This is a genomic window from Phyllobacterium sp. T2-21, from assembly GCF_055378485.1.
In genome coordinates, this window is sequence record NZ_AP027916.1 from 41,441 (window position 1) to 65,216 (window position 23,776).

General features: G+C 55.1%; 32 protein-coding genes and 2 pseudogenes. 15 read left to right on the top strand and 19 right to left on the bottom strand.

Features of this window, described 5'->3' with window-relative positions; translation table 11 throughout:
• The first annotated feature begins 31 nt into the window (after positions 1-31).
• The 5 genes from cueR to ACZ5FP_RS24930 all read left to right on the top strand — a co-directional run bounded on the left by cueR (position 32) and on the right by ACZ5FP_RS24930 (position 3,623).
• Positions 32-481: a Cu(I)-responsive transcriptional regulator gene (gene cueR / locus ACZ5FP_RS24910; RefSeq protein ID WP_464665195.1), complete on the top strand. Its 450-nt coding sequence runs from the start codon at positions 32-34 to the stop codon at positions 479-481.
• A 378-nt stretch (positions 482-859) separates the two neighbouring features.
• Complete coding sequence (locus ACZ5FP_RS24915; protein ID WP_464663456.1) at positions 860-1,114, top strand: helix-turn-helix domain-containing protein; 255 nt, start codon at positions 860-862, stop codon at positions 1,112-1,114.
• The gene (locus ACZ5FP_RS24920; protein WP_464665196.1) at positions 1,114-2,442 is read left to right on the top strand and encodes a type II toxin-antitoxin system HipA family toxin; all 1,329 of its coding nucleotides are present in this window, start codon (positions 1,114-1,116) and stop codon (positions 2,440-2,442) included. The genes ACZ5FP_RS24915 and ACZ5FP_RS24920 overlap by 1 nt, the downstream gene beginning before the upstream one ends.
• Positions 2,443-2,779: 337 nt before the next feature.
• Positions 2,780-3,136: an ArsR/SmtB family transcription factor gene (locus tag ACZ5FP_RS24925; protein WP_464665197.1), complete on the top strand. Its 357-nt coding sequence runs from the start codon at positions 2,780-2,782 to the stop codon at positions 3,134-3,136.
• The gene (locus ACZ5FP_RS24930; RefSeq protein WP_464665198.1) at positions 3,120-3,623 is read left to right on the top strand and encodes an SRPBCC family protein; all 504 of its coding nucleotides are present in this window, start codon (positions 3,120-3,122) and stop codon (positions 3,621-3,623) included. The genes ACZ5FP_RS24925 and ACZ5FP_RS24930 overlap by 17 nt, the downstream gene beginning before the upstream one ends.
• Here ACZ5FP_RS24930 and ACZ5FP_RS24935 read toward each other — a convergent pair.
• The 4 genes and pseudogenes from ACZ5FP_RS24935 to ACZ5FP_RS24950 all read right to left on the bottom strand — a co-directional run.
• Positions 3,622-3,849: pseudogene (locus ACZ5FP_RS24935) on the bottom strand (integrase); the annotation flags it as partial. The gene ACZ5FP_RS24930 and the pseudogene ACZ5FP_RS24935 sit on opposite strands and share 2 nt — an antisense overlap.
• 274 nt (positions 3,850-4,123) lie before the next feature.
• Positions 4,124-4,549 (bottom strand): PIN domain-containing protein, encoded by a 426-nt coding sequence (locus ACZ5FP_RS24940; protein ID WP_464665199.1) that lies wholly within the window; start codon positions 4,547-4,549, stop codon positions 4,124-4,126.
• Positions 4,546-4,815 (bottom strand): type II toxin-antitoxin system Phd/YefM family antitoxin, encoded by a 270-nt coding sequence (locus ACZ5FP_RS24945; protein WP_464665200.1) that lies wholly within the window; start codon positions 4,813-4,815, stop codon positions 4,546-4,548. Before ACZ5FP_RS24945 ends, ACZ5FP_RS24940 begins: the two co-directional genes overlap by 4 nt.
• A 155-nt stretch (positions 4,816-4,970) precedes the next feature.
• A pseudogene (locus tag ACZ5FP_RS24950) lies at positions 4,971-5,687 on the bottom strand (YoaK family protein); the annotation flags it as partial.
• Between ACZ5FP_RS24950 and ACZ5FP_RS24955 the strand changes: the two are divergent.
• Positions 5,586-5,795 carry a hypothetical protein gene (locus ACZ5FP_RS24955; protein WP_464665431.1) on the top strand — a complete coding sequence of 70 codons (210 nt, stop codon included), beginning with the start codon at positions 5,586-5,588 and terminating at the stop codon, positions 5,793-5,795. The pseudogene ACZ5FP_RS24950 and the gene ACZ5FP_RS24955 sit on opposite strands and share 102 nt — an antisense overlap.
• On the opposite strand, the gene ACZ5FP_RS24960 is transcribed toward ACZ5FP_RS24955, so the two are convergent.
• On the bottom strand, positions 5,792-6,055 hold the full coding sequence (locus ACZ5FP_RS24960) for a helix-turn-helix domain-containing protein (protein WP_113095787.1): 264 nt from the start codon (positions 6,053-6,055) through the stop codon (positions 5,792-5,794). The genes ACZ5FP_RS24955 and ACZ5FP_RS24960 overlap by 4 nt on opposite strands.
• A gap of 83 nt (positions 6,056-6,138) precedes the next feature.
• On the opposite strand from ACZ5FP_RS24960, the gene ACZ5FP_RS24965 reads away from it, so the two are divergent.
• From ACZ5FP_RS24965 to ACZ5FP_RS24975, 3 genes are read left to right on the top strand one after another with little or no spacing between them, the layout of a single operon-like run.
• Positions 6,139-6,378 carry a rhodanese-like domain-containing protein gene (locus ACZ5FP_RS24965; RefSeq protein ID WP_464665201.1) on the top strand — a complete coding sequence of 80 codons (240 nt, stop codon included), beginning with the start codon at positions 6,139-6,141 and terminating at the stop codon, positions 6,376-6,378.
• Positions 6,379-6,438: 60 nt separating this feature from the next.
• The gene (locus tag ACZ5FP_RS24970) at positions 6,439-6,639 is read left to right on the top strand and encodes a hypothetical protein (RefSeq protein WP_464665202.1); all 201 of its coding nucleotides are present in this window, start codon (positions 6,439-6,441) and stop codon (positions 6,637-6,639) included.
• Positions 6,626-6,838 carry a hypothetical protein gene (locus ACZ5FP_RS24975; protein ID WP_464665203.1) on the top strand — a complete coding sequence of 71 codons (213 nt, stop codon included), beginning with the start codon at positions 6,626-6,628 and terminating at the stop codon, positions 6,836-6,838. Before ACZ5FP_RS24970 ends, ACZ5FP_RS24975 begins: the two co-directional genes overlap by 14 nt.
• A 21-nt stretch (positions 6,839-6,859) precedes the next feature.
• Here ACZ5FP_RS24975 and ACZ5FP_RS24980 read toward each other — a convergent pair whose 3' ends face one another.
• From ACZ5FP_RS24980 to ACZ5FP_RS25025, 10 genes are all read right to left on the bottom strand, one after another.
• Positions 6,860-6,982 (bottom strand): hypothetical protein, encoded by a 123-nt coding sequence (locus ACZ5FP_RS24980; protein WP_464660790.1) that lies wholly within the window; start codon positions 6,980-6,982, stop codon positions 6,860-6,862.
• Positions 6,983-7,086: 104 nt separating this feature from the next.
• Positions 7,087-7,566: a GNAT family N-acetyltransferase gene (locus ACZ5FP_RS24985; protein WP_464665204.1), complete on the bottom strand. Its 480-nt coding sequence runs from the start codon at positions 7,564-7,566 to the stop codon at positions 7,087-7,089.
• A gap of 130 nt (positions 7,567-7,696) precedes the next feature.
• Complete coding sequence (locus ACZ5FP_RS24990) at positions 7,697-8,293, bottom strand: NADH-quinone oxidoreductase subunit B family protein (RefSeq protein ID WP_464665205.1); 597 nt, start codon at positions 8,291-8,293, stop codon at positions 7,697-7,699.
• 13 nt (positions 8,294-8,306) lie between these two features.
• Positions 8,307-9,818 carry a hydrogenase large subunit gene (locus ACZ5FP_RS24995; protein ID WP_464665206.1) on the bottom strand — a complete coding sequence of 504 codons (1,512 nt, stop codon included), beginning with the start codon at positions 9,816-9,818 and terminating at the stop codon, positions 8,307-8,309.
• A 16-nt stretch (positions 9,819-9,834) separates the two neighbouring features.
• Positions 9,835-11,286: a hydrogenase 4 subunit F gene (locus ACZ5FP_RS25000; RefSeq protein WP_464665207.1), complete on the bottom strand. Its 1,452-nt coding sequence runs from the start codon at positions 11,284-11,286 to the stop codon at positions 9,835-9,837.
• A complete protein-coding gene (locus ACZ5FP_RS25005) occupies positions 11,283-11,948 on the bottom strand; it encodes a hydrogenase-4 component E (RefSeq protein WP_464665208.1) in 666 nt (221 codons plus the stop codon). The genes ACZ5FP_RS25000 and ACZ5FP_RS25005 overlap by 4 nt, the downstream gene beginning before the upstream one ends.
• The gene (locus tag ACZ5FP_RS25010) at positions 11,948-12,904 is read right to left on the bottom strand and encodes a respiratory chain complex I subunit 1 family protein (protein ID WP_464665209.1); all 957 of its coding nucleotides are present in this window, start codon (positions 12,902-12,904) and stop codon (positions 11,948-11,950) included. Before ACZ5FP_RS25010 ends, ACZ5FP_RS25005 begins: the two co-directional genes overlap by 1 nt.
• Positions 12,895-14,916, bottom strand: a complete 2,022-nt coding sequence (gene hyfB, locus ACZ5FP_RS25015) for a hydrogenase 4 subunit B (protein ID WP_464665210.1) — start codon at positions 14,914-14,916, stop codon at positions 12,895-12,897. Before hyfB ends, ACZ5FP_RS25010 begins: the two co-directional genes overlap by 10 nt.
• Positions 14,913-15,233: a helix-turn-helix domain-containing protein gene (locus ACZ5FP_RS25020; RefSeq protein ID WP_464665211.1), complete on the bottom strand. Its 321-nt coding sequence runs from the start codon at positions 15,231-15,233 to the stop codon at positions 14,913-14,915. The genes hyfB and ACZ5FP_RS25020 overlap by 4 nt, the downstream gene beginning before the upstream one ends.
• A 157-nt stretch (positions 15,234-15,390) precedes the next feature.
• Complete coding sequence (locus ACZ5FP_RS25025; RefSeq protein ID WP_464665212.1) at positions 15,391-15,786, bottom strand: DUF983 domain-containing protein; 396 nt, start codon at positions 15,784-15,786, stop codon at positions 15,391-15,393.
• A gap of 174 nt (positions 15,787-15,960) precedes the next feature.
• Between ACZ5FP_RS25025 and ACZ5FP_RS25030 the strand changes: the two genes are divergently transcribed.
• Positions 15,961-16,785, top strand: a complete 825-nt coding sequence (locus ACZ5FP_RS25030) for a spermidine synthase (protein WP_464665213.1) — start codon at positions 15,961-15,963, stop codon at positions 16,783-16,785.
• Positions 16,786-17,151: 366 nt separating this feature from the next.
• Here ACZ5FP_RS25030 and ACZ5FP_RS25035 read toward each other — a convergent pair whose 3' ends face one another.
• The 4 genes from ACZ5FP_RS25035 to ACZ5FP_RS25050 all read right to left on the bottom strand — a co-directional run bounded on the left by ACZ5FP_RS25035 (position 17,152) and on the right by ACZ5FP_RS25050 (position 19,352).
• A complete protein-coding gene (locus ACZ5FP_RS25035) occupies positions 17,152-17,373 on the bottom strand; it encodes an alkylphosphonate utilization protein (protein WP_464665214.1) in 222 nt (73 codons plus the stop codon).
• Positions 17,374-17,574: 201 nt separating this feature from the next.
• Positions 17,575-17,763 carry a hypothetical protein gene (locus ACZ5FP_RS25040; RefSeq protein WP_464665215.1) on the bottom strand — a complete coding sequence of 63 codons (189 nt, stop codon included), beginning with the start codon at positions 17,761-17,763 and terminating at the stop codon, positions 17,575-17,577.
• Between the two features lie 527 nt (positions 17,764-18,290).
• Positions 18,291-18,755 carry a DUF2127 domain-containing protein gene (locus tag ACZ5FP_RS25045; protein WP_464665216.1) on the bottom strand — a complete coding sequence of 155 codons (465 nt, stop codon included), beginning with the start codon at positions 18,753-18,755 and terminating at the stop codon, positions 18,291-18,293.
• 150 nt (positions 18,756-18,905) lie between these two features.
• Positions 18,906-19,352: a MarR family winged helix-turn-helix transcriptional regulator gene (locus ACZ5FP_RS25050; RefSeq protein WP_464665217.1), complete on the bottom strand. Its 447-nt coding sequence runs from the start codon at positions 19,350-19,352 to the stop codon at positions 18,906-18,908.
• Between the two features lie 77 nt (positions 19,353-19,429).
• On the opposite strand from ACZ5FP_RS25050, the gene ACZ5FP_RS25055 reads away from it, so the two are divergent.
• The 5 genes from ACZ5FP_RS25055 (at position 19,430) to ACZ5FP_RS25075 (ending at position 23,776) form a co-directional block, all read left to right on the top strand.
• The gene (locus ACZ5FP_RS25055) at positions 19,430-19,795 is read left to right on the top strand and encodes a YciI family protein (protein ID WP_464665218.1); all 366 of its coding nucleotides are present in this window, start codon (positions 19,430-19,432) and stop codon (positions 19,793-19,795) included.
• A gap of 92 nt (positions 19,796-19,887) precedes the next feature.
• Positions 19,888-20,505, top strand: a complete 618-nt coding sequence (locus tag ACZ5FP_RS25060; RefSeq protein ID WP_464665219.1) for a glutathione S-transferase family protein — start codon at positions 19,888-19,890, stop codon at positions 20,503-20,505.
• A 774-nt stretch (positions 20,506-21,279) separates the two neighbouring features.
• Entirely contained in the window at positions 21,280-22,710 is a 1,431-nt protein-coding gene (locus ACZ5FP_RS25065; protein WP_464665394.1) for an NfeD family protein, read from the top strand.
• 14 nt (positions 22,711-22,724) lie between these two features.
• Entirely contained in the window at positions 22,725-23,483 is a 759-nt protein-coding gene (locus ACZ5FP_RS25070; RefSeq protein ID WP_464665220.1) for a slipin family protein, read from the top strand.
• 95 nt (positions 23,484-23,578) lie between these two features.
• Positions 23,579-23,776: an anti-sigma factor family protein gene (locus ACZ5FP_RS25075; RefSeq protein ID WP_464665221.1), complete on the top strand. Its 198-nt coding sequence runs from the start codon at positions 23,579-23,581 to the stop codon at positions 23,774-23,776.

Genomic DNA, 23,776 nt, shown 5'->3' on the forward strand with positions numbered 1-23,776 from the left:
CGGCTATCGTACCATTTCTAGGAGCATACGGATGAATATTGGACAGGCATCAAAAGCATCGGGCGTTTCGGCCAAGATGATTCGTTACTACGAGCAGACAGGCCTCATTCCGGCAGCAGACCGGAAATCGTCTGGCTATCGCGATTATTCGGACACCGACGTCCATATGCTGCGCTTTATCCGCCGCGCGCGCGATCTCGGTTTTTCGGTTGCCGATATCAGCGATCTCCTTGGCTTGTGGCGTGACGATACCCGGCAGAGCGCCGAGGTCAAGCATCTGGCGCAGGGCCACATCAACGAACTGGAAAGGAAGATCAAGGGTCTTCAGGACATGGCCCATTCGCTCACTGTGCTGGTCAACGCCTGCCACGGTGACCACCGTCCCCATTGCCCAATTTTGCAAAGCCTCGAAACCGATGTGAAGGATGAGGATCTGTCTATCCAGTCTCGCCCTGGGGCAGTCGCACGCCGCTTGCAATGAGGGAAGACCAGAGCGACTTTGACATGGCACAGCACCAGGGCTCTGTTGCAAGAATTTGCTTTGGATGGAGAACGGCTTAATCGGGACACAACTATGTTGAGAGTGCCGTGAACTGCTGTTTGAAGGAATGGGCTTTCGCCGATGCAGACAGATCCATAATTTCAGCTGTATTCATGCACCGGTGCCCCATCAAAGCTCATGTTCAAACACCGGCAGTAGGCGACGATTGGCGTGCGTCTGGCTGAGTGCATCTGCGTCCTTATACGTATTGTCGTATAATGGCTTTTTAAACGCTTCCGCGTATATCATTACTTTAATCGCATTCGCGTATATTGACAGATTATACGTTCCCGCGTATATTGGTGATCGGAGGCCACCATGAATGAACAGATCGCCCGCACAGAAAAACAACTCGGCGCCATTCTGCGCCGCGCCCGCAAACAGGCGCACTTGAGTCAAGGCGCGCTCGGCGAACAAATCCATATGCGGCAGGGCACGGTTTCGCGCCTTGAAGCCGGGGAGCCGGCCGTCCAGTTGCGCACCCTGATGGAAGCCCTTTCAGCCCTCAATCTGGAACTGGTCGTTCGACCACGCAGCCAGGGCAGTGCCGCCGACATCGAGGACTTGTTCTGATGGCGAGAAGGCGGGCGCACGTCCCCCTCAACGTTTTTCTGAACAGCCGTCATGTCGGCGTGCTGCGGCGTGAGGCCACAGGCGCCATCGACTTCCAGTACGGACACAGCTGGCTGGATTGGCGCAGCACATTCCCGGTGTCACTATCACTGCCCCTGCGCGAGGACCGCTATATCGGCAACCTGGTTATCAATGTGTTCGACAACCTGCTGCCTGACAACGACGCAATCCGCAACCGGCTCGCCGAGCGCGTCGGCGCGGAAGGAACTGACGCCTTCAGCCTGCTAACCGCTCTGGGCCAGGACTGCGTGGGCGCCCTGCAATTCCTGCCCGACGGCACTGATCCCGGCACTGCCGGCGATACCGACGGCAAGCCGGTCAGCGACGACGAGGTCGCAGACATCATCAAGAATCTCGCCGCCGCGCCGCTCGGTATGGGCGAAGACGAAGATTTTCGAATCTCGATTGCCGGGGCACAGGAAAAAACCGCCCTGCTGCGCAAGGACGGCCAGTGGTTTAAACCCACCGCCACCACCGCCACCACCCATATTCTCAAACCGCAGATCGGCCAGCTTCCCAATGGCATCGACCTCTCCAACAGCGTCGAGAATGAGTATCTCTGCCTGAAGCTGCTGGAAGCAATGGGCGTCCCCACCGCCAACGTCGAGATCGCGGAATTCGGGGAACGCCGTACACTAATCGTGGAACGTTTCGACCGCCTTTGGGCGAAGGATGGAAGATTGCTCCGTCTGCCGCAGGAGGACACTTGCCAGGCGCTGTCGATCCCGCCCACCAGAAAATATCAGTCGGACGGTGGCCCTGGAATGCGGGAAATCATCAACCTGCTGAAAGGCAGTGACACACCCGACGCCGATATCGCCATATTCATGCGCGCCAGTATCCTGTTCTGGCTGCTCGGCGCGACCGACGGTCACGCTAAAAACTTCAGTATTTTTCTTGGCCCCGGCGGACGCTTCCGAATGACACCTCTCTACGACGTGCTGACCGCACAGCCGAGCCTCGACGAAGGCCAGATCTCCCGCAAGAAATTCAAACTTGCGATGTCGGTTGGCAGAAACCGCCACTATGCCATCCATGACATCGTACCCCGCCATTTCATGCAGTCGGCGGACCTTTCCGGTGTGGGTACCCCGGCGATGAAAGCGATCTTTGAAGACATCACCGCGAACGCCGAACAGCAGGCAGAGGCCGCTATCACGAAGCTGCCCAACGGTTTTCCCGACCAGCTCGTGACGTCCACCATGGCGGCCATCAACCACCGCGTCCAGCTCGTTGCCGATTCACTTTCACGAGCGTCTCATGTCTGAAGCAAGAAATTACCCGCATTGCCATTCTTGGCCAAGTCTCACTGCTAAGCCACTCTACCTAATCTGCGCTATCGGAACAATTATCATCATCAATCCCATCACGTTCGGCAGTTCAGGACGCCTCCGCTTCGGGGCCGTCAGCCGGCGGCCTACTCTCGGAGAGCGGGCGTTGAAAACAGACATTCGTTCATCAGCGGCTCGAAGGTTCGCTGTTGACCCCGCAGTAGACGATTTTCTGCTGCCGCCGCCGCGGGGCATGACCTCGGATGACTGGTCTACCGCATGGAAAGTTTGGGGTACTTGTACTTCCTGGGCGAATAGGTTAATACTGAACTAGATGGTTCAGTATTTAAATCCTCCCCTCGATCTCTCGTTTGCGGCGCTGTCCGATGCGACCCGCCGCGGCATCATCGATCAGCTTGGACGAGGGGACGCGTCGATTACCAGTCTCGCGGACAGGTTCCAGATGACACTGACCGGCATGAAGAAGCACGTCCAGGTTCTCGAGCGGGCGGGCCTCGTCGTCACACAGAAGGTCGGACGGGTAAGAACCTGCAAGCTTGGGAACCGCGGCCTTAAGGAGGAGGCCGAGTGGATCGAGGCGCATCGCAAGTTCTTTGAGGCCCGCTTTGAAGTATTGGACGAAATCATCAGCGAAATGAAACGGGAGGGAAACGATGAATCAGCAAGTTAACAGTGCAGATGGTGCGCAGAACCGCACGTCAGTCGAGCGCAGAGGGGATCGCGAACTCGTCGTAACGCGGACATTCAATGCGCCGCCGAGCACGGTTTACAGGGCATGGAGCCAGCCCGGGCTGTTCCAGCGCTGGTGGGTGCCAAAATCGGTATCCAGCGTTTCGCTCGTATCGTGCGAAATGGACGTCCGTACAGGCGGCAGATATCGGCTGGAATTCGGCGTTGGCGGTTCGGACACCATGGCCTTCCATGGGAAGTATCTGGAGGTGGTGCCGAATGAGCGCATCGTATGGACCAACGATGAGGGCGAAGAGGGCGCGATCACAACTGTGACCTTCGAGGACCAGGGCGGGAAGACACTACTGAATTTTCACGAAGTCTATCCGTCCAAGGAGGCGCTTGAGGAAGCGCTACAGGGCTCAGCGGCCGCATTGCCGGAGCAGTTGGCGCAGCTCGACGAATTGCTTTCCAGCATAGGCGAGTAGCGCGGGTTCGAATTTCCGTTCCTGTCGCAAGGCTTCCGATTTTCAGCTTTACGAGATCACAATCACGTCGCTCGCTGTCGATTGCAAGATCAAGCAACACGCGATCTCTCATGCGTCCTTCTCTGTCAAGGAAGAAGCGGATCGCCCAAATCTGGCGTTGCTTCAGCCATTTCTTAACGCCGGCCTTTCGGCCAACATTGGCCGGAAGGGGGAATGTATGGCACAGTGATCGAGGGGGCCGGAAACTGAGAGGCAGCTCATCATACCGCTGGTTGCCAGAGCGGACTGACAATTTCTAGCCTCATTTTGGTCGGCTGCATCCCGCTGCAAACGCCTGCGAGTTGCTGCATGCGAGATGGCGCAGCTTACCCAGTGCGTGTTTTAGGAGTTACATTGCAGCGTGGTCAATATGGATCAGTCAGGTACACATTTGGTTGGCCGAAGGTTTATTGTGATCTTGGACCAAGAGATCGCGAGCAGTGGAAAACAACAGTATGTGGTCAGGAACGGGCCCACGGATTGATTGTCTGCAGATCAAGGGACTGAAAGTCCTTCACGTTGCGAGTGGCTAGCGTCAAATTATGGATAAGTGCTGTAGCAGCAATTAATCCATCCATCGAGGCTAAACCGTACCCCCGCTGTTTGGATGCAGCCATCAGATCGCCCCAGGCGACTGCTACCCGCTGATCAACAGGAAGTATGTGTCCCGAAAAGCGATCGGTTAGCTCATTCGTAAGCCAATCAGCAAGTGCGTCACGCTTGCGTCCTTGCTCCAACAATGCAATTCCGCGCCTGATTTCAGCCAGTGTGATGACGCTGATGAATGCTCGATCTTCGTCAAGTTCAGCGAGCCAGTTCAGAACTGATAATTCGGGCTGCGGGCGCCGCACTTCTGAGAGGATGTTCGTATCGAGTAAAAGGTTCACAGGGTCACGTCACGGGGTTCGTCGCGTTCGCGATCGATGTCAATGTCAGCACCTCGTAAGGGCGAGGACAGCAGAAACTCGGCCAAATTCCCTTTGCGAGCGGTCTTCCGTCCCCATTCTTCCACAGAGACCATAACTACGCTTGGCTTGCCGTTTCGCGTGATCGTTTGCGGTTCGTGATGGGCTCGTTCAATCACCTCTGAAAGGTGCGCCTTTGCACCGGCAACGGTCCAGACTGGCGTTGATGATTTGGTCTGCGGACCCATGACGGGCACTCCTTTGACTACTATGACCATAATGACTATGTAGCATGGAAACAACTTCAACTCAAGGTGGCATAGACCCGGATTCTGCAATGAAGCATTCGCCAAATGCCCGGGGACATGTGGTAATTCCTGGCTCTATAACCACGTTTGTTTCACCTGATTTTAAGGTCATCAAGCACAGGCACAGTCGCCAATACGAGAAGGATGGCTGCAAGCGCAAGCGATGCGGCAAAACCGAGATGCTTGAAACCGATTGCGCCGGCGATACCGCCAACAAGAAACAGCGCGACAAGGGACGCCAGCAGCTTGAGCTTTTTGCGGTCAGCCTTGACGAAAGGCGTATCGGGGCTGCTGGGTGATGCATTCCAGTAGAAGAGCTTGCCCAATTCGATGCCCATGTCGGTCACAAGGCCCGTCACATGGGTTGTCCTTATGCGTGCGCCGGAGAGTTTGGTGATGATGGCGTTCTGCAGGCCCATGATGAAACACAAGAGCATGACTGTTGCCGGAACGAACAGCCATTCACGGTGCTCCAGGTTGCGGCCGAGTAGTCCAAAGCAGATCAGCAGTATGGCTTCAAACATAAGCGGCAGAGCGTATTCGCTCTGGAGTCTTTTCCGCCGCGCCCAATTGACCAGTATGGCTGAGCAGGCGGCTCCGACCACAAAGGAGAGAAAGGCAGCGAGGCCTGCAAGCAGCAGACTTGTGTCACCGAGCACCAGATTATCGGCCATGGCAGAGACAATCCCTGACATATGAGAGGTGTATTGATGAACGGCCAGAAAGCCTCCGGCATTTGCAGCTCCAGCCACAAAAGTCAGGAACCGCGCAAGATGCCGATCGGTCTTTTCAAACCGTTCTCTCCCGGCAATCTTGCGCAAATAGGGGATCATCAATCGACAGCGACAGGCATTGAGTTGCACAGGTATGTTGTGAAAGTCCTGCCGCTGCACGGTGCATCCCACAGCATCGGCATTTAGTTGAACTTTTGCGACGGTTGACGGTACCTTACGCCTCTGCCACCCGTTTCGCTGCGCGCATGTTCGCCAATCAGCTCAATACCTGCGCGATCAAGGGCGTTGACGACCTTCATCAGGCTGTCGACGATGCCGCGCACATCGCCTTCACTGGCTTCCATCCGTTGAATGGTCGGCAGGGAAACACCCGACATTTCCGCGAGGGCTTTCTGATCGATACCGAGAAGTGCCCGCGCTGCCCGCATTTGGTTTGCAGTAATCAAAATCGTATCCACTTTTATCATTGAGTAGTTAGCTGCATCACCTTACCACTGATGTATAAAACATCAATATGAAACGATAAAATATGCGCGCCCTCTTGGCAGGAATGAAAGTGGGCGTTATTCTCATCTTTATGACTCAACGTTACAAACCGCAGCAAGATCTCAATGATACCTGGACGGTCATCGACGCGCGCACGGCACGGGCGGCCGAGATGGGCAGCCGTACCATTATTGGCATGAACCGGCGGGATGCCGAGGAACTTGCCGAGCTTTTGAATAGGCTGGAAGCGCAAAAGCCGGTAACCCAGCCTGATCAAGGCTGACGCCATTTCGACACTGGACCCAATTTGCTTCTTTGATGAAAAGCGAACGACAGGATTTCGATGAAACCGCAAAAGAAACCGTTTGTCGTTGAAATCAAGCAGAGCCGTCGGGGGCACAAAGCGCCCGTTGCATCGATCTGGGGTGATATTGACATGTCCACCTATGGTCTTTCCGAGGATAATCTGGTGCGCGCACCTGAAGCCTCCTCCCTGATCAAGGCAGCGGCTGCGAATGAAGGGGATGAACATGGCGATCAATGAAACGTCGGTCGAGATCAAAACGTCCGCAGCCTCGTCCGTGGGCATCGTTGTGGCGACGGGTCTTCATTACGTGCAAGTCAATGACCGCGGCGTAAAGCATGAACTCATTGGGCCGTTTAGAACCCGTGAACAAGCGCAGGCTGAAGTCGCAAAATGGGTTGACCGCTTCAGAGCGGAACTGGAACCACAATCCTGTTGATCGCAATCGGCCGATGCGCGGTTACATCCGCAAGACGAAGAACACCAGCAAGGCAATTGGTGTCGCGATGCTCAATGCCAAAAGAGTGTCATAACCGATCGTTTCCCAGTCCCTCTGACGATCATCCCTGTCCAGATAGGCCATCTCCGTAACCTCCGCTGAAAGGCGCTGAATTTAGCACGGCGGCGCTCGAAAATCCCGTTGATCGGGAGGATTGCATCGACAATTCGGACGCGCCAGTCTGAGTATCATGCCGTTTTGATGCGCTTGCTCATGTTGATACCAGTCGTCCGGAATCCCCCGGCCTGGTAGACGTGCTGCGCGCGCGTGTTGTCCGCGGCGACGCGCAGCCGGATCTGCTCAAATCCTTCCCTGGCGAGCGCACTTTCCAGAGCCTGCAATGCTTGCTTGCCATAGCCGTTACCCTGATAGGCGGGAAGGATATGAAAATCACTGATGAACACTATCTTGGAATCCGTATCGGCGCGGTACCAAAGATAACCAATGGTTTCGGCATTTTCTCTTTCGCCATCCGTTATGCAGAGCAAGACCTGTCCGAATGTATCGGGACCGTTGGGCAGGTCTTTGGCGATTTCGCGTTTCGCCTGCACCACTGCTTCTGGATTGGACAGGCCGTAATTTGCCGAGATCTCCGCAGCATAGTCAGGGATGAAATAATCGAGATAGCTCGAAAACTCGTCTTGGCGCGTGGGTCTGAAGCCAATCATCGGCTGTATTCCTTTTGGGGCATCTGCAAAGTCTCTGTATCATCTGGGTGGCACCGCTCCCATACCGACGTGCGGCGACCGGGTCGATAGCGTAAATCGTAACAACATGACATCGCGGCAACCACCGGGTTCAGGTGCTTGCCGCCGAGGAACCTGCCGATACGGCAACAGTCTGGTCAAGATCGTGATCTGTTCGGGGGGTATCTGTTCGAATATTGACAATTTCCATCAACGCGAGCAGTCCTTTCAGTATATCAATCGGTGCGGGCGGGCAGCCTGGGATATGAAGATCGACGGGCACGACGTCTGAGACCCCACCGGCAACAGCGTAACTTTCCGCAAAGCAGCCGCCATCGAATGCGCAGCTTCCCACTGCAACGACCCATTTGGGATTGGGCGTTGCAGTGTAGGTGCGCTCCAAAGCTTCCCGCATATTTTTGGTAACAGGCCCGGTTACGAACAATACGTCAGCATGCCGGGGGGAGGCAACAAACCGGATGCCAAGACGTTCAATGTCGTAAAAAGCATTGCTCAAAGCGTGCAATTCCAGCTCGCAGCCGTTGCAGGAGCCGGCATCGACGGCGCGGATTGACAGGCTGCGACCCAGATGCTGTCGCGCCCTATTATCGACGGCCGATACGAGCGCTATCAGCGCCGCTTCGCCCGGTTGCGGTAGCGGTTCCGCTAGCGGTGGACTGATCAGACTTTCGATGAGGAGTTTACGCATGGCAACTACGCCTTCATAGATCGTGGCCAGAGTAGGAACAGTTGAATGACTTGTTGCAAAGCGGGAAATCGGCAACGATATTGCCTTCGATGACTGCCTCGAGAAGCGGCCACTGGAACCAGGATGGATCACGCAGATGGCAGCGATCAATCTTTCCGTCAGCTCTGAGACGGAGCCATGCCAATATGTCACCTCGGAACCCTTCAATCAGAGCCAGGCCTTCGCGCGCTTCATGAACAGCGGGGATGCTGTTTCGCACTGTCCCCTCCGGTAATCGTTCCAAAATCTGCTCGACAAGCGAGAGGCTTTGCTGGACCTCGCGGATCCGAATCCAGACACGGGCGTTGACGTCGCCCTCGTTGAGGACCGGCACCTCAAGTTCAAGCTGATCGTAGGGCGGATAGCTAAAAACACGCCGGGCATCAAAGCTGCGTCCCGAAGCCCGCCCGACGTAACCGCCTGCGCCGTATTGCCGGGCAAGGACAGGCTTGAGTGTGCCTGTTCCAACGGTCCGGTCCTGAAGCGACGCCGTATTGTCATAAAGTTCGATCAATGGCGGAAAACGCCGCCTGATTTCTGCAACGAGCACCCAGATGGCAAGAGTTCCTTCATCGCTCAGGTCGGTGGCGACACCACCCGGAACAATACAATCGCGCATCATGCGATGACCAAATGCGGAATCGCAGGCGCGCAACACACGCTCGCGCAATACGCCGCAATGGACATGCATGAGTGCAAAGGCAGCATCATTGCAGATGGCACCAATGTCACCGAGGTGGTTTGCCAGCCGTTCCAACTCGGCCATCAATGCCCGCAGCCAGATGGCTCGGGGCGGGACGTCCATGTGCAGGGCGGATTCGGCAGCTTGCGCGAAAGCAAATGCGTATGCGACGGTACTGTCTCCCGATGTTCGGCCAGCGATGCGCGCCGCCTGATCAAGATCCTTGCCCGCCATGAGGCTTTCAATGCCCTTATGGACATATCCAAGACGTGTCTCGAGGCGCACGACCGTTTCGCCGCTGGCCGTGAAGCGGAAATGCCCAGGCTCTATAATACCCGCATGAACGGGACCAACCGGAATTTGGTGCAGATCCGCCCCGTCGGTAGAAAGGAACGCATAGGGCTGCGGTTTTGATTGTGTTGCAGCTTGGCGTCCCAAAGGAGACGCCAAGCCCCAATGGCCGTGATCGAGCCATGGCCGAGTATCCGGTATGCCTATGGGGTTGAGACCGGCCAGATCATGGATGGCACGTTCGAGGCGAAGTGCAGGTGGATGGCGCTGTGCGACAGAAGGATAGTTGCCTTCGATATCCTGCAGACGAACGATCCCGATCCTGGTAACAGGCTCTTCGAGGAGGGCCATGTGAACGGCGTCCTCTTCCCCCCAAAGACCAAGCAGCGTCCACTGACCATCTGCCAAACCGTCCACTGCAGCCAACCATACTTTTTGATCGACCACGGCACAGGGCCATGGATGGTTTTCGACAATTATACCCTGGAGAATGAGATCGGTGAGAGATGGCATCTTGAGCGTTTCCCCATCATCCAAGAAGGTGAGCGATATGCTGGAACCAGGCAACCAATGGCGGCGGCAGATAAATCCCGCCGGTGAAGACCAGGGCGAGATGGGAATACATCGGCAGGTAGGAAGCCTCGGCAGGCGCGGTGCTGCCACGCGGTTGGCCGAAGGCGACGCCCGTCAGGCGTAACAGCAGAGCGCCAAACGCGATCAGGAGCCCGATCACAAGCGGGATGGCGAGCAGGGGCTGTCTGGCAAATGCCGAGCTTACCACCAGGAACTCGCTCATGAATATGCCAAGGGGTGGCAGGCCGGCAATCGCAACCACGCCGATGACCAGTCCCCAGCCGAGACCCGGATGAGTTTCAGTGAGGCCGCGAATACTGGAGAGCCTCTGTGTGCCCTTAATCTGCGCGATGTGCCCAACGGCATAGAAGATTGCGGACTTCGTCAGGCTGTGCATGACCATGTGCAGAAGTCCGGCAAAATTGGCGAGGGGCCCCCCCATGCCAAAAGCAAAAACGATAATACCCATGTGCTCAATCGAGGAATAGGCAAACAAGCGTTTTATATCGCGCCGCCGGTAGAGCATGAAGGCTGCGAAAACGAGCGACGTCAGCCCCATCGTGACCATTAAAGGGCCAGGTGCAATCGCTTCCGGACTTGCTGTCATCAATATCTTGAAGCGCAAGACAACGTAGAGGGCAACGTTCAAAAGCAACCCCGACAAGACTGCAGAGATTGGTGTTGGTCCTTCGGCATGGGCATCGGGCAGCCACGCATGCAAGGGAGCCAGGCCAACCTTCGTTCCGTAGCCCAACAGCAGAAATACGAAAGCCACATTCAGCAAGGACGGGTCAAACTTGGCAGCCTGCCCAATCAGGAGCGTCCAGGCCATGGCATCGTAGCCTTCCCCGATGACGGGCTGCGCAGCCATGTAGACGAGGATGGTACCAAACAGGGCAAATGCGATACCCACGCTGCCCAGGATAAAATACTTCCAGGCCGCTTCAAGCGCCTCGTGGGTGCGGTAAATGCCGACCATCAAAACTGTCGTGAGCGTGGCGAGCTCCACCGCGACCCACATCAGACCAATATTGTTGGAAACGAATGCGAGATTCATGCCGAACATCATGATCTGGTACATGGCATGGTAAAAGCGAAGGTTGGCTGGCGTAAGCCTGCCGATTTCCAACTCATGTGCGATATAGCTCGCGCTGAAGATACTGGTTGTCAAACCGACAAACGTGTTGAGCACAATGAAGACGATATTGAGATCGTCGACGAGCAGGTATCGACCTGGTTGTGGGCGCTCGAGGACGAAAAGAAAGAGTGCGGAAATAAAGGTCAGCAGGCTCGCAAATACATTCAAACGTGCAGATGTCCTGTAACCGGAAAGCAGCGCAAGGACTGCCGCCGCGCAGATCGGTATGAGCAATATTCCGGCTACAGGATCAAAGGCGGATGAATTCATCTGCGTCTTTTCCCCTTGAAGTCGTCAAGTGCCCGCACATCCACCGTGTCGAATCTTTCGCGGATACGGAACAAGAACACGCCGATGACAATGAATGCGATCAGAATTGAAAAGGCGACACTGATCTCGACAACCAAAGGCATGCCCTTGGCCCCCGTGGCTGCCAGCACCAACCCGTTTTCCAGTGACATGAAACCGACAATCTGGCTGACCGCGTTGCGCCGCGTTACCATGACCAGAAGGCCAAGCAGCAGAACCGAGAGGGCAAAGGCAAGATCCTCGCGCGCCAAGGGATCGGCCGCCTGGGTCACGCGAAGCATCACCACCATGGAAAGCGCAACCAGCCCCATTCCGCCGAGCATCGTGGGGCCGATGCCAACGACGGTTTCAACTTCGCGGTGAATGCCCAGTCGGCGGATCATGCGGTGTAGGGAAACGGGAATGATAAGAGCTTTGAAGACGAGAGCGATTACTGCGGTCACGTAGAGATGTGGTGCATCCTGAACGTAAGCTTGCCAGGCGACAGACAGCGTTAGCACAAGCGAGTGCAGTGCGAACGTGTTGAGGAGTGAATAAAGACGGTCCTGATAAAGCATCATGAAGCTGACCAGGACGAGACCGCCAGCGAACAAATGGGCAATATCGAAGGTGAGGCCGTGCATCAAAGGCTCCTTGAGACAAACAACAGGAGGGTGGCAAGCAGACCGAGCATGAGGGCGGCTCCCAGGAATTCCGGCACACGGAAGACCCGCATCTTTGCGGTTGCTGTCTCAAAGAGGGCCAGGAGAACAGCGCCAATCGTCAGTTTGGCAAGATAGGCAGTCATGCCAACAATATATGCGGCAGTTCCGGTTCCCGAGCCTGCCAGTTTCCAGGGTGCGAATATGCATGCGATCAGCGAGATGTAGAGAAGCAGCTTCAGGAAAGATGCAAATTCGATCAGCGCCAAATGCCGCCCGGAATACTCCAGAACCATTGCCTCATGCACCATAGTCAGTTCGAGATGCGTCGCCGGATTGTCCACGGGAATGCGGGCGTTTTCGGCAATCGCCACCATGACAAGTGCAATGAGAGCCATGCCGAGCGAGACACGCAAGCCAACCTGTGATGAGGTCATGACGCTCGCAATCGTCGACAGCTGAGTTGAACCGGCGACAAGTGCGAGGGTAAAGATTACAAGGAGCATGGCCGGTTCTGCCAGCGTTGCAATCATCACTTCACGACTTGATCCGATCCCGCCGAAACTCGTACCAGCGTCCATGCCCGCAAGGGCAAGAAAGAAGCGGGAGCTTCCAAGTAGGGCGATGATTGCTATCAGGTCTGCGGTCCAACTGAACATCAGTCCCGTGGCAAAGGTGGGCACGATCGAGGCGGCAACCCATGTTAGTGCGAAAATCAGATAAGGGATGACGCGAAAGAGCCAGGATGCATTGTCGGCCAGAACCACCTCCTTGCGCAAAAGCCGCAAGAGATCGCGGTAGGGTTGAACGACGGACGCCCCCTTTCGTCGCAGTAAGCGCGCTTTGATTTTTCTCACAAAACCAGTCAGCAGCGGTGCAAGCAGAAGGATGATTGCCATCTGTGCGCCCTGGGCGAGGAGATCGAAAATCATGACCATATCGCAAGCACCAAGAGCAGGACAACGAGGACCAGGAATACCAGGCTGAGATATCGGCGGATCGTCAGAAATTGCAGGTGATTGAGCCGTTCTGCAGCAAACCAGACTGCGCCGGCAAGTGGTTCATAAATTCCCTCCCAGATCAGGTCACGGCGTTCGAGTGTGAAACGTGCGGGTCTGGGATCTCCAGGCGCAGGCATCTCGACGATCTCTCTTGCCTGGAAAATGAACGTGCCAAATACACGCCGAATGGGTTGCGCGAAGCTCGCCGAGGTATATTGGGTTTTCGAGCCCAGATCCGGAAAGCCACAGTCCCAGGCGGGAGCCCGGCGCACCGCCCGCGAGGCAAACCGATGGACAAAATAGGCGGTGAAAAAAGCTGCGAATGCGGTGAACAGCAATACTAGCAGCCCGTTGTAAGAACTGCGGCCCTCGGCAATCGGTACAATTGAAAGCCAAGGCACGTTCGTTTGCGCTGGCATGTTGCCGCCGACAAGTGCGTACGTCACCGGCGCAAGAGTGTCGATCACAATACCGGGCAGAATACCCGCAAGCAGGCAAAGTGCTACGAGCACAAACATGGTGCCAAGTGAAAAGCGATCCACTTCCAGCGCCTTTTCGGCCGCGAGGGAGCGAGGACGGCCGAGAAACGTGATGCCGAATGCTTTGACAAAACAGGCCGCTGCAAGTGCTGCCGCCAGGGCCAGAAGACCACCGACGGCTGGTACCATGATTTTCAAGCCCCACTGCGGCAGATCGGGGCTTTGCAGGATCGCCTGGAAAATCAGCCACTCCGAGGCAAATCCGTTCAGTGGGGGCAGGGCGGAGATTGCGGCCGCTCCGACCAGAAATGCAAAACTCGTCAAGGGCATATGGTGGATGAGGCCCCCAAGCTTATCCATATTCCGTTCCCCCGTGGCGGTGAGCACCGCACCGGCTCCAAAGAAGAGCAGGCTTTTGAAAAGGGAATGGTTGAGAACATGAAACAAGGCGGCGGCGAGCGCCAAGGCCGCCGCCCATCGTATCGCGTTTGCTTCAAAGGCAAGCGCGAGGCCGAGACTTATGAATATGATGCCCAGATTTTCGATTGTGCTGTAGGCAAGAAGGCGTTTCAGATCCTGTTCCATCAATGCGTGCAGGATTCCCAATACTGCTGTGATGCCGCCTAACGTCAACACGACGATGCTTGACCACCACAATGGCTCGCCAACCAGATCAAAAACGACCCGAATGAAAGCGTAGACGGCAACCTTGGTCATCACGCCGCTCATGAGCGCCGAGACATGGCTCGGCGCAGCCGGGTGCGCCAGGGGCAACCAGACATGGAGTGGAACGAGCCCGGCTTTCGAACCGGCACCGATCAACAGCAGAAGAAGAACAAACGCTGCAACCATCGGCGTATGTGCGATGGTGCGCATGGTGGAGAAATCGTAACTTCCGCCTGTTCCGGCAAGCAGACCAAATGCAAGCAAGAGGGCCAGCGTGCCGAAACTTGCCATGACGAGATAGATGTATGCCGCCCTCCTGTTTTCGCGTACGTGATGATGCGTCATGACAAGTGCCCATGAGGCCAGCGACATGAACTCCCAGGAGAGCAGGAAGGAAAAAGCGTCAGCGGCCAGAATAACGAGATTCATCCCAGCGAGAAAGGCTGGAAAGAACGGCAATACTCTTTGTGGAGCCGTTTCATGGCGGCCATAGCCAAGACCATAAAGGCTGGACAACGTGCCGCCCAGATTGATTACCACGAGAAAGAAGGCTGCAAGTGTATCCAGCCGGAAATGAGCGCCCAGCCAGGGGAGGCCAAGCGGCAGAACGAGGACCCGCGACGGGACTGATCCTGATACCATGACCAGTTGAAAAAACGCGGTCGAGAATGCGGCCGCCGAGACAACCAGGCAGGCTCCATATGTGACCGGAGTTGCAGCGGGCGATCGTGCGATCGTCACGGCAAAAGCAGATATTCCCAGAAGAGCGGCGGCGCAACACAAAACAAGCGCAACGGCCGTCATTTGGGGGTGACTATGCCACGCATAGCCCTCGGCCGCTTCACGGCTTTACGGCGGAACGGTGTGATGTGGGGCTGCGCCTTAAGGCGAACGCCACGCCCTCCATCCGCACTGACCGCACCTTCATTGATAAGTTCGATCCCGGCGGCCTCAAGTGCTGTAAGTAGCCGCATCAGCGAGTCCACGTTCGCGCGGATGACGTGACTGCTTGCCTCCATACGCTGGATTGTCGGAACGGAAATGCCGGCGAGCTCGGCCAGTTGGCGTTGATCAATGCCCAGAAGAGCCCTGGCGGCGCGTAGCTGAGGTGCAGTAATCATGATCAGACCATCGATTATCTTGCGCTAGCTGTAATATTATGAGTGTACGACTGGTTTTCTGATGTTTCAAACTAATCTTTTGAAGTCCAACACGGAAAAAAATGGATTTCTGCTGTGGGTTGTTCGCAAACGAGGATTGTGGTGCGGACAGGAGCCATCATTCGGATTTTGCCGAGCGGTCGATCTGCCCTTCGGCCGCGTTGTGCTTGTATTGGAGCGCGATCAGAATTCCCTTCATTGTGCGCAGCGCCGTGAGGCACAGAGCAAGTGCAAGGGGTATCCACAGAATGAAATGCAGCCACAGGGGCGGGGCGAGCGTTACTTCCATCCAAAGGGCAAGGCCGACAACAATGAAGCCGACGAGCAGCATCACCAGGACTGCGGGCCCTTCGCCCGTGTCGACAAAGGAATAGTCGAGGCCACAATTCCTGCAGTGTTTGGGCAGCTTAATGAAGCCGTCAAACATTTTGCCGTGTCCGCAGCGTGGACAGCGGCCCTTGATCCCTGCGGAGACGGGATCAACTGGTGGATAGAGCGCTTTGTCTTCACTCATGATTTGTCCTTGCTGTTTCTCAAACGGCACTGAGGTTTCTGCACCTATGCTACGCCCGTGCGGTTTATCCCGGATGGAAATTGATGTTTGCCAGTTGCAGCATATATAGGAACGTTTTATAGTCAATTAGTGATGTTTTATACATCATAATTGATTCCAAGTGCTGAGATCAGATTGTTTGCTGAATTGACGCATGCGCGGGGTCTCCGGCCGAGGCCGGTCGATGGCAAGATTATTGAGGTTGACGGCATAATGATCCGGCTGGCGAAGTTTCATTCCGAATTTGGCAAAATCGAAGTATTGCGAGCCAAGAACACCGGCTCGGTTATTTACCGCCAGGGCGGTTTCTACCAATCCGAAAGCGACATAAACGGAGTCAGTGTCGCGCCCTATATTCATGCGATTTTTGGCCTTCTTGCTCAAACACAGGCCAGGAATGTCCTGATGATCGGCTGTGGCGGCGGCAGCCTGGGTACGATGCTTGACAAGACGGGTGTTCGGGTGACGATCGTGGACATCAATCCCACTGCCTTCTTCATCGCCCGGAAATATTTCAACTTACCGCGCAACATAGAATGTTACGTCGCGGATGGTTTGAACTTTCTGCATGCTGTTCGCCATCGCTACGATGCGATCATTTTGGATGCCTATACGGGAGGGGATATCCCTGATCACCTATGCACCGAAACCTTTTTTGAACTCGCGCATGCACGTCTTGACGAAACCAACGGTTGTTTGATCAGCAATATCTGGGCCCACAATGATCGCGACCTGTTTCCCAAACGGATGGCGGCAAAACTCAGCAATTTCTGGGCGGACGTGCGTCTTCTGGATACCCCTGGCCTGTGGGATCGTAACACCCTGCTTGTGGCGGGGCAGGTTGAGCATTTCGACGAGCCTACGCTTTTAATGCCGCCAACAGAGGTCGCAGATGATGTTGCGCGTGACCTCGAGCGTTTCAGGTTTATCCCCTGGCAGCAACCTGAACAGTTGGTGTAGAAGTCTTTGGGCGGTTTCAACCGTCAACACAACAGCATTGCGTCGACTGCAAACCTTGTTGCCTTATAAGGCAAATGCTCTCGCGGCGTTGTGTTTCTCATAAAGATCAGAATAGCGGGCACGTTCAGACGCGGACGGACCCTGTCCCCGAATGGGCATGGGATATTGCCGCCTGTAGCCTATCAACCATTCCGATTGCTCCCTGTCCAAGCCGAGGAAGACTTCATTGCCTTGGCTGTCAGCAGTCAAGGCTCGCATCTTGCGCTTAACGGCTCTAACCTCGTCCTCCAAAGGAAGCAAATTCGTTATGTTGTCCATTTCTCATCATCCCGCAGCGCGTCTCTTCCAATCTGGCATACAGGTACGCTAAGCTTTCTTGACAAATTCCGTCTTAAGCACAAGCCCCTTGACCTGCTTGGTATTGCACTCGACTTCGCCTTCGCGGCCGTTCAACCTGATGTTCTTGACGAGCGTTCCGCGCTTAATCGTTTCCGATGTGCCTTTGACCTTCAGATCCTTAATCAGTGTTACCGAATCTCCGTCCTTAAGCTCCGTGCCGTTGCTGTCTCTAATAATCTCGTCTGTCATATGCTGGTTTCCTTCACGTCTGGTTGGTCATCACGTTGCGAGGTGAAGACCAAACCCTTTCCTGGTTCATTATAGGCTTTACTGGTCAATGTCGGACAAGGATCTCGCGTCCTACACGGCCCGGAACTATTGAATCTTCAACGGAGACTTTAACCTGTTTCCGGCAAGAGCTGTCGCTGTGGTTAATCTTGGCACGAAACATCATTGCTTGATCCTTCGTTTGACATTCTTTCCTGACATTACATTTGGAAGTTCGCCCGATTGAGCTGTCGTTCCCGCACGTACCGGACCGGACTGTTCTGCACTCAATCGTTCCTGACGCAAGCGTGCCGTTTTTGCACGGGTTTCCGCTTGCTCCTGCTCAAGAGCCGTTAGCACCAAATCAGACATTTGGTACAATCTTGCTTCTCTTGTTGTCGGCTTGATCTCTGGTATCACACCAATGGGTGGGATGATGGTTTTTCTGCGCCTACTCATTTTACCTTATCAACACCTTGCTGCTCGGTACCCGCATCTCTGTTGGATTCGAGTGAACGTCACTCTCTGCAAATTTGCGAATATGCGTTGAAAGCTGCCCGCAACCAGCTGGTCGCACCTTGTTCAGGCTCGTTTTCTCCCGCGCCAGTGTCGCGAGCAATTATGCTGCAACAAACAAATCGGGCTGGCATTGCGAATATGGCCGCGGCTCGATTTAGAACATTTCAATGACCATCTCGGATATGAAAATCAGTGGCTGTACCATATATTGAAAAGCACCAAAGTCAAATAGTAATGTTTTACACATCATAATTCAAGTGCGCGATGGAGTAGTCTCCATCTGTTTTCGAGAAGCTCTTTGCCATTCCGATCCAAATGCAAAGTGCGATGAGTATCTCCGGACGCAGGGGCTTTCCTGTGAGGAGCATGTGGTGAATTTGTCAATGTCGGGTGGCATGCCTTCGGACAAGCCGATACTTATGCCAAATGAGCGCCATGACGAAAATGTCGAAGACGGTGAGAACGATGGGTCCAAAACCGTGCGTGAAGGAATAGCGGTAAAGCTGATAGACGATAAAGAGGCTCAGAAGGACCAGGGATGCCGGATAGGCCCAAAGCTTGTTGCGGAGCGGCACGTTGCTGTCATTGACGGCAGTGGGCCGAGCCATTGAAGTGGCAACTTCCTCACCTGTGACGCTGAACCCAGGCTGTTCGACACCAGCCATGGGAAGCGCGATGTTGGAATTTGAGATCATAATATCAACTTCAGGACCGGTGATTCCAAGAACCCTAAAGCGGTCGGTGCTGACACCGGTGTCAACGTCATGGGGATTACGACGCATCACAAGTAATTTGGCTATCTCGGATGGGGCTGCCGGAGCATCACCCAAGCCGTTCGGATCCATCGCCTTATAGCCCCTTTTTGATTTGGCGCCGGCAAGGGCTGTGCACCGACTTGTAGATCCAGAGGAGGGGGTTGAAGTTTCTGCGATCGTGCTGCCGGACTTAATGCCCCGCCGGCGCTCGACAAGCTCCTTGGGTTTCACAACGGCATTTCACGACAGCGCGCGTAATTGCTCGCGCAGGTGATCGACCTCTCGTTGCGAAAATTGCTTTTCGATAACCGTATGCGTTTGCTGCCATATCGGAAATGCTTTTGTAAGCAGGCGGTGCCCTGCCGGCGTCAGCGTGAGCCGGCGGCTACGTTTGTCATTCTCGTCCTGAGCGATTTTGATGAGGCCACGCCGCTCCAGCGGCTTCAGCGCGGCAGTCAGCGTGGTGCGATCCATGGCCAGCAACGACGAAACCTCCTTCATCGTGGGCGGATGCGGGCGATTAAGCGCCATGAGCAACGAAAATTGCCCGTTAGTGAGATCGAGCGGACGCAAGGCATCGTCGAATATCCGCGCGAGATTGCGTGCTGCCCGTTGCATATGCAGACACAGGCAGCAATCACGTACCATCAATGTGGTTTCAAAAGGCAGAATCACGGAGGTTGACATAAGATAATTATGTTGATATCAACTTAATATGTCAAGGAGTGGATGCCTCCTGGCTTCGTTCACCCAGCGGAGGACGCATGAGCATGCAAGACCTATTCCTGGCCGTCTATACCGGCAGCAAAGACAGCGCACGCATGAAGGCGTGGGAAAAACTCTCTGAAAAGGACCGGCAAGCCAAGATGCAGGAAGGCCTAGCGGCCTGGCAAGGCTGGGTCGAGAAACACAAAGCATTGATCGCCGTCGATGGCGGACCGCTTGGCAAAACCAAGTCGATCGGCGATCACGGCATCAAGGACATCAGCAACGCGCTGGTCGGCTTCACCGTGGTTCGTGCGGCTTCGCATGACGACGCGGCCAAATTATTCGAAAACCATCCGCATTTCACGGTTTTTCCCGGCGAGGGCGTCGAAGTCATGCCGGTTCTGCCGATTCCGGGTGCCTGAACGCGTTATGTATGCGCACGGCCATCGGCGCAAAGAAAGCGGCCGCGTCATGCTTGATAAAAGTGCGCTTTGACGAAATGGGGAGATAAGACATGAAGCTTTACGGTTTTGCTGCAACCCGCTCGTTGCGTGCCCTCTGGGGCTTGAAAGAGCTTGGACTGGATTTCGAATTCATCCCGGTCAATCTGCTCAAGGGCGAGCAGAGGACGCCCGATTACCTGCGCCTCAACCCGGCGGGCAAAGTTCCTGTTCTCATTGATGGCGATTTGGTCATCCCGGAATCGGCGGCGATCGTGCTGTATCTCGCCGAAAAATATCCGGAGAAAAAGCTCCTACCTGCTGATATCAAGGAACGTGCCCAAGTCTATCGCTGGATGATGTTTGCGGTGACGGAACTCGAGCAGCCGCTGTGGCGTATCACGAGACACGATTTTCTCTACCCGGAGGAAAAGCGCTCGCCCGCAGACATTGCTTTGGCGCGAGAAGATTTCACCACTATGGCAAAGATCCTAGAAAAGCATATGGAGGGCCGTGAGTTCATCGTTGGCGACCGGATCACTATCGCTGATTGCGTGACCGCCCATCTCATCGACTGGGCGAACGAATACCGGCTCATCGGCGACTTTCCGCATCTGAGCGCCTATCTGGAGCGCATGTACGCGCGCCCCACCGCGCCGTTGCGAATTGCGGAGGCGCGCAAAGCTGCGTGAGACAAGGGGGGATCCTTTCTCCGCAGACTGAGCTTGACCTTGCCTGCTTCAACATAGGAAATATTCAACCCCGGGCAAGCCCGGCTTGAATGCGGAGAGAAGGCGCCGACAGAAGGAAAACGGATGCAATATTCCAACTCACTGTTGAATTCCACTGATTGTGAAAACGCATTGAACAATGATCCTGGCGCGCTGGAACACTCAAGTGTCTGATCCATCTTCTTTTTCCGATGTTTTCGAAGGGTCATAACAAATGTCTTCCGGACCCCCTTGGTCAGCGCCAATTTTCGCAGTGAAATCAGCACGATGGATCCGGTTCGATATGGGGTCACTGTTCAGTGCTTTTTCACACTTTATCGACTCAAAAGCCATACTTCCTAAAGGATCACTTTGCGGGGGGCAGACCACGACAACCGATTGAATCTGCCCGAGGATGGAAGAACGGAATGGTGGGGGAACTCGATCAGGCACACCGGCTTCTGCCACAGCGTCACTTACCAGATAAACAGTTCTGTCGTCATTTCACTGAGCGGCTGATAAGCGAATGAGCGAGGCTATAGGGACCATACATACAACCCGAACAAGGTGAAATGTAGGTTGAACCGATCACTAAGAGTTTCAACCAAGAGGTCTTGCGAGCCGGCAACAGCTTCGGTTTGAAGACCATTTGCGAATGGCTAATACCGGCTCCACGCAAATCCCTGAGCCCAGCGCAAACTCAGGTAGTCATGTAGCAGAATCTTATGTTCTGATGTAAACTAAACCATGGAACTGATGAGGAAAATCATCGGAGAATGGTTTGCGTATAATCGTGCCGTGCTTTCCATTACCGTAGCGTTTCTTGGCATCCTGTTGTCGGTCTTGCCGAACAATGCACAAACCCCTCTGGCCGCCCATAACGCACTTGTGCTGCAGGTCGAAGGGATCATTGGTCCGGCGCTATCCGACTATATATTGCGGGGCTTGCGAACCGCGGCCGAGCGCAACGCGCCTCTCGTTATTCTGCAAATGGACACCCCTGGTGGTTTGGATGTTTCGATGCGCGCTATCATTCGCGCTATCCTCGCTTCGCCCGTGCCCGTGGCCACATATGTCAGCCCAAGCGGCGCGCGCGCGGCGAGCGCGGGCACCTATATTCTTTATGCCAGCCATATAGCGGCGATGGCGCCGGGGACCAATCTTGGCGCTGCGACGCCGGTCCAGATCACCGATTTGCCCATTCCGGGCGGCGGCGAAGGAAAGAAGGACGAGGATCAAGACACCAAGACCAAGAAAGAACGTGAAGATGCCACGACCTCGGCGATGCAGCACACCCCGATGGAGGCAAAGGCGATCAACGATGCTACGGCCTATATCCGCTCGCTCGCCGAATTGCGCGGACGGAATGTAGATTGGGCTGAAAAAGCGGTGCGCGAGGCGTTGAGCCTTTCCTCGAACGCAGCACTCAAGGAAAATGTGATCGATATCCTCGCAACGAGTGTGGATGATCTTCTAGCGCAGGTAGATGGCCGTAGCGTAAACGTCGGAGGAAACAGGATTTCGCTCAACACCAGAGGCCTTGCCTATGAGCAGATCAAACCGGACTGGCGCACTCAGTTGTTGATGGTGATCACAAACCCGAACGTCGCGTTGATCCTGATGATGATCGGCGTCTACGGACTGATCTTCGAATTCATGGCTCCTGGTTCGTATTTTCCCGGGACGATCGGTGCGATCAGCCTTCTGATCGGCTTGTACGCACTCGCTGTATTGCCTGTGAATTTTGCCGGCCTTGGTCTCATCATCCTTGGTCTTGCGTTGATGGCTGCAGAAGCGATGAACCCGACTTTTGGCGTTTTGGGCATTGGCGGCGTCATCGCTTTCATATTCGGCGCCACGATATTGATCGACACCGACATTCCGGCCTTTCGCATTTCTTGGCCGGTAATTGGCGGGGTTTCCCTTGCCGGTCTGGCGCTTTCTTTAGTTGTGGTCCGTCTGGTCTTTTCTTCTCACAAACGTCCGGTTGTTACGGGCAGCGAGGAGATGATGAGAACCCAAGGGACGGTGCTTGACTGGCACGAGGGCCGTGGCCATGTCCTCGCCCATGGTGAACGATGGGCAGCAATGTCCGAGGCACCCCTGAAAACAGGGCAGAAGGTTCGTATAGCCGGTCTCGAAGACCTCACCCTTAGGGTCGAACCCGATCAACCGGAGGAGAGCTAGTGGAGGATTTTCCAATGTTTATCGCCATTTTTGTTCCGATCATCATCATCCTGCTGATGCTCCTGGCTGCCTCAATCAAGATATTGCGGGAATATCAACGCGGCGTCGTGTTCACGCTCGGCCGTTTCACCGGCGTCAAGGGCCCGGGTCTGGTCATCCTCATCCCTTTCATTCAGCAGATGCTGCGTGTCGATTTGCGGACGGTCGTGCTTGATGTGCCAAGCCAAGATGTAATCTCGAGGGACAATGTTTCGGTTAGCGTCAACGCTGTCCTCTATTTCCGTGTGATCGACGCGGAGCGAGCGATGATCCAGGTCGAGGACTTCATGATGGCGACGAGCCAGCTTGCTCAGACGACGTTGCGCTCCGTCCTCGGCAAGCACGATCTCGACGAGATGCTGGCCGAGCGCGACAAGCTCAACAGCGATATTCAGGAAATTCTCGATGCACAGACTGACGCCTGGGGCATCAAGGTTGCAAATGTCGAGATCAAACGTGTCGATCTCAACGAAACCATGATCCGCGCCATCGCCCGGCAGGCTGAGGCCGAACGCGAACGGCGGGCCAAAGTCATTAATGCCGACGGTGAGCAACAGGCCGCGCAAAAGCTACTGGAGGCCGCTCAAATCCTCAGCCAACGGCCCGAAGCAATGCAGCTACGTTATCTCAGTACGCTGAACGTGATCGCAAATGAGAAAACTTCAACAATTGTGTTCCCGTTCCCGATGGAACTTGGCGAGTTCGTCAAGACGGTGACGAATAAAGCCAAATAACTCGGTATCACCATACCGAACAGGAGAGGAGCTTCTTCCTTCATCTCATTTTTTAGAAAAAACAGCTGGAGAAGCGGTTATTCTGACCGGATCTGGTGTACCGCCGGCACGGTTACGTCATCAATGTGTTCGTCTGGCCGGCATCTCCCATTGCGGCGGCAAGCAGGACACGCGAGGGCTATAATTTTGCCGAATGGTCCAGTGGTGGCCTGACGTTCTGGGCGGTGTCGGATGTCAGCGTTGCTGATCTTGCGGCCTTCCGCGCGGGTTTTGGCGCGGCCGTCGAGAAGTAG